The following is a 4155-nucleotide window of genomic DNA, read 5'->3' as shown; positions in this document are numbered from 1 at the left end:
GGAGTATTCTATCACAAGGTGTTTACGTTGAATCCACAGCCAAAATTCTCACCCATTCAAAAGAGGAACTTTCCAAAATAGAACATGCCGACGGATGGGGCACTCAAACGTCGGACCAATGGCTATGTGCTACAAAATCCATAGATCTGCATGCAGGATTATTATTAAGCTATTTTGCCCAACAAAACATCAATGCTCCCCAAATCACTCAGCTTCTAATGGATAATTATTATCTTCCTCATATAGATGTTGTAGGGAATTTAAGAAACCGCTACACCTTGAAAAGTGAACTGATAAAAATAGGGTCGCCTGCCGTTCCAGTAATGATCGAAATGCTGACCGGCGGTGACGAAAAAACGCAAGTAAACGGCAACGTGTATTTGAAGCATTAATAAAAATTGAAGATGAGCGAGTTGCTGAAGGCTTGAAGCTTCTGTTGTCGGATAAGGATTCCTACATCAGAAACAATGCCGCAGAGGCCCTTGGGAAAGTTGGAATATCCAAGAATAATATCAAAAAAGGGGCATTGCAGAACAATTAAAGGCAAAAGCCAAATTTTATATGTTGAGATAACAGAATGTTATGTGATTTCTGCACGCATTTCCGACAATCTTATAAAATTATCTTTACGATCGAAATGTAAGATATACGTATTTTACTACTTTCAACCCGACAGCATAGATAGAACAATAAAAAATGGCTTCAAACCAGATATTTTCGATACCGCTCCAAGATAACAAATATCTTATCTACGCTCCGCTTAAGAGAGTCGCTTTTATAGGCAACGGCTCACTTGTAAACCAAATCTTTGAGTACAAACAGTCTTATATCTCCAATCCCTTACGATCGGCTTCAGATTTATCTCACAAAGAAGAGTACAATTCCTGCGCGACAGACTTTATGTCACTGCTCGACCAAATTGAATTCTTTGCCGATGAAGTTGAACCTACTGACGATATATACCTTACAGCGCCGGTTTATGATACGATTATTCTTTTTTTGACAAACCAGTGCAACCTTCGTTGTACATACTGCTATGCCTCTTCCGGTGATTTCCCCGAAAAACGAATGCCCTGGATAACAGCGAAATCCGGAATCGATTTCGTCTTTGAACAGATCAAAAGGAATAAGGCACAGCAATTAACAATTGGTTTTCACGGCGGCGGAGAACCAACACTTAACCGGCATGTATTGACAAGGGCAGTTGAGTATTCGCGGGCGGTGGCAAAGAAAAGTGATATCGAACTATCTGCCACGGGTTCATTTAACGGTTATTGGGATAATGAAATAACAAAGTATATTATCAACAATTTTACCGAAATCAGCCTTTCTTTCGATGGTTTGCCTCAAACACAGAATCGCCAGAGACCGACCGCGAGAAATTCCAACTCGTCCGATAAGGTAATGGAAACGTTATCCGCATTAGATGCGGCGAATTTTGACTATGGTGTTCGAATGACCGTGACAAGTGAATCCGCATCTAAATTGCATGAGAATATTTCCTTCATTTGTAAAAATTTCAAGCCCAGCAAAATTCAGGTAGAACCTGTGTTTATGGAAGGACGGGCGATTCAAAACAAATCAGCTATTTCAGATCTCGATCTTTTTATCGAACAAATCACAAAAGGGATCGAAACAGCTGGAAAGTATAATATCGAGGTTTTCTATTCCGGTGCCCGTTTGGAGGCGATTACAAATCGCTTTTGCCTTGCAGCGCTTCGCGCCTTGGTGGTAACACCGGATGGTGATATAACGACTTGCTTCGAAGTATATGGAAAAAATCATCCCCATGCACAATACTTTATTGTAGGAAAATGTAGCAAGAACGGCCGCATCGATATCGATCCGGATAAACTAAACAAGCGACTGGCAGTCAACTCCAACCAAAAGAGATATTGCGAAGCCTGTTTTTGCAAGTGGCATTGTGCCGGAGATTGCTCGATCAAAACCACACCCCTTGGAAGTGACAGCAAATTCGTTCCTTCGGACAGATGCTACGTGAACAGGCAGCTGACGAAGCTGTTAATAATAAAGAGCATTAAAGATAACGGCGGGTTGATATGGACCGGTAACCGGGGGCCGGCTTTTCAAAATTATTAATTTGGGGTTGGGAGATGGATATGGAAAAACAAGCCAGGCCTGACTTCTTACTGCAAAAGATATATTCGGATGGACAAAACGAAGCACCAACGGTTTACCATGTGCACGAATTGGAAGGAGATTGGGCCATGGGCCGAAGGGGCTTTTTAGCGATATCGGCCATTGGGGTCGCATTCTCAGCGGATGCAGCAACCGGGCATCGTTTCAACAAAGATTGAATGCTCGAAAACAGATAGAAGCCAACGCTGAGATGAAAAAAGGAGATTGCGAATACGGAATTAACGCTCATTCTGATCGGATTCATACATTAAAGATCAACCCGGAAAGCAGTGTTTTGGTGTCCGGTTCAAATGATCAAAACATCAAACTCTGGAGTCTGCCCGCCGGAGAATTGATCAAAACGCTCCCTGAAGGATCTTCCTTCATTTTGAGCCCGGATGGCAAACTCGTGGCATCGCTCAGCTCCTTTGTTAGAGCAGATATCAATCTTTGGGAAATGTCATCAGGTGAATTATTGCATACCTTCGATTGTTCACCTTTGCGGATCGACAATATTGCCTTCAGTCCGGACGCACGATTTCTGGCCGCAGTTGATGAATATAGCCACACGCTCAACCTCTGGGATAGCCACAGTGGAGAAGAAATAAAATCCTCTAACGGCAATCGAACCAACCTTTATAAGATCGCATTTAGTTTGGACGGCAAAAAACTTATTTCGGTTTCTGGAAACGATGATAAATATTTGAGCATCTTTGAAATTCCATCATTAACGCTCTTGCATGAAATCAAAGCGCATAAAAGGGGACCATCTTCAAACATATGCATCGACATTGACGTCAGTCCAGATGGGAAATACATTGCAACGGGTGCCGATGACCGCAGAGTGAAAATTTGGGATTTAACAACCGGCAAGTTGTTGCTTACCCTATCAGGTCACCAGACCTACGTTTACAAGGTGTTATTCAGTCCTGACGGTCGGTGGATTGCGACTTGCGCCAGCGACATCAAGGTATGGGACACAAGATCGGGTAAGCTGATGGCTACTTTGATCGAGTCAGGTTATACCCAAATAGATTTTAGTCCTGATGGAACTCTTCTTGCGGCTGCCTCAAAAGGAGCCGTATCACTATGGAGTATTCCAGCAGGAAATTTGATGAAGATACTGAAAGGTCGGTGGGGCAACATTTCGGTTTCATTCAGCCCTGATGGAAAACATCTCGCATCTTCGACGGAATCGGGTGCCATTCATATCTGGGAAATGCCGTCCGGTGATTTTATTAACTGCCTTTTTGACGCTTCAGCAACGGTCAGAGACAAGAAAGCATCCCATTTCAAATATACCAACACATATGGCCAGATAATTTATCAAACGGTCCCCTGCGGGTCACCCATTCCACCAAATGCCGTATGCACATGTAATTGTGTGCCTGGCACCTATTCACCTATAAAACAGCCTACATACCCCTCAGGTACCGGCGGTGGACGCATTTGCACCTGCGTTCCAGTCTGTACTTGTGTTCCCATAAAATAGACACCGGGAAAAATATAAGGGGATCGAACGCAACAATATCTTTAAAGACACGACCGACAAAGAGAATCTGACTGGACGGGGATGCTGCTGTTGGCCACCTGCCGGTCAGATCTCCCCGGACAAGGACGTGAACTGTCGCTGCACCACCGCGGCATTTACCCTATCCACTGAACCCAGGGCTTCGGGTTCACACATAGGGGATGTACACCCCATAAGTTCATGCCCATGCCGGGCGTACACAAGACTAATTCAGCCGACGCAAAAAGCCGCGCGGCTGAATTAGCGCGTTGCCGAATTTATCAGGAAATTTTCGCAATGGACATTCCACGGATATTCAATATTACCGAGAGCGCTCACCGCATCCACAACCCGTTCACAGCCGATAAGTTCGCCACTCTGGGTGCGGCGTTGCGTCTGGAACCGGCGCCCGAGTGCTTGACCTCGGCAGCGGCTCCGGTGAGATGCTGTGTACTTGGGCACGCGATCACGGCGTCATCGGCACCGGTGTCGACATGAGCCAATTG

5 protein-coding genes are annotated in these 4155 nt (G+C 44.7%); all 5 read left to right on the top strand.

The window, feature by feature from the left end:
• Window positions 1–392: hypothetical protein (locus JCM12296_RS40640; RefSeq protein ID WP_172684234.1), on the top strand; the 392-nt coding region annotated here is incomplete at its 5' end.
• Entirely contained in the window at window positions 392–541 is a 150-nt protein-coding gene (locus JCM12296_RS51170; RefSeq protein ID WP_422699210.1) for a HEAT repeat domain-containing protein, read from the top strand. The genes JCM12296_RS40640 and JCM12296_RS51170, both read left to right, overlap by 1 nt.
• A 155-nt stretch (window positions 542–696) precedes the next feature.
• Window positions 697–2100, top strand: a complete 1404-nt coding sequence (locus tag JCM12296_RS32980) for a radical SAM/SPASM domain-containing protein (protein WP_054702058.1) — start codon at window positions 697–699, stop codon at window positions 2098–2100.
• 20 nt (window positions 2101–2120) lie between these two features.
• Complete coding sequence (locus JCM12296_RS39385) at window positions 2121–2318, top strand: hypothetical protein (RefSeq protein ID WP_157068132.1); 198 nt, start codon at window positions 2121–2123, stop codon at window positions 2316–2318.
• Between the two features lie 32 nt (window positions 2319–2350).
• Window positions 2351–3631: a WD40 repeat domain-containing protein gene (locus JCM12296_RS32975; protein WP_157068131.1), complete on the top strand. Its 1281-nt coding sequence runs from the start codon at window positions 2351–2353 to the stop codon at window positions 3629–3631.
• The last annotated feature ends 524 nt before the right edge of the window (window positions 3632–4155 follow it).

Origin of the sequence: Desulfosarcina cetonica JCM 12296, assembly GCF_001311845.1 — a bacterium.
GTDB lineage: Bacteria > Desulfobacterota > Desulfobacteria > Desulfobacterales > Desulfosarcinaceae > Desulfosarcina > Desulfosarcina cetonica.
The sequence above is the reverse complement of the archived record's forward strand: the minus strand, read 5'-3'. Positions and strand labels throughout refer to the sequence as shown.

What these genes read in the sequence shown, in the direction of transcription:
- JCM12296_RS32975 (WP_157068131.1), top strand. Translation starts at nt 2,351, where the DNA reads ATGAAAAAAGGAGATTGCGAATACGGAATTAACGCTCATTCTGATCGG.
- JCM12296_RS39385 (WP_157068132.1), top strand. Translation starts at nt 2,121, where the DNA reads ATGGAAAAACAAGCCAGGCCTGACTTCTTACTGCAAAAGATATATTCG.
- JCM12296_RS32980 (WP_054702058.1), top strand. Translation starts at nt 697, where the DNA reads ATGGCTTCAAACCAGATATTTTCGATACCGCTCCAAGATAACAAATAT.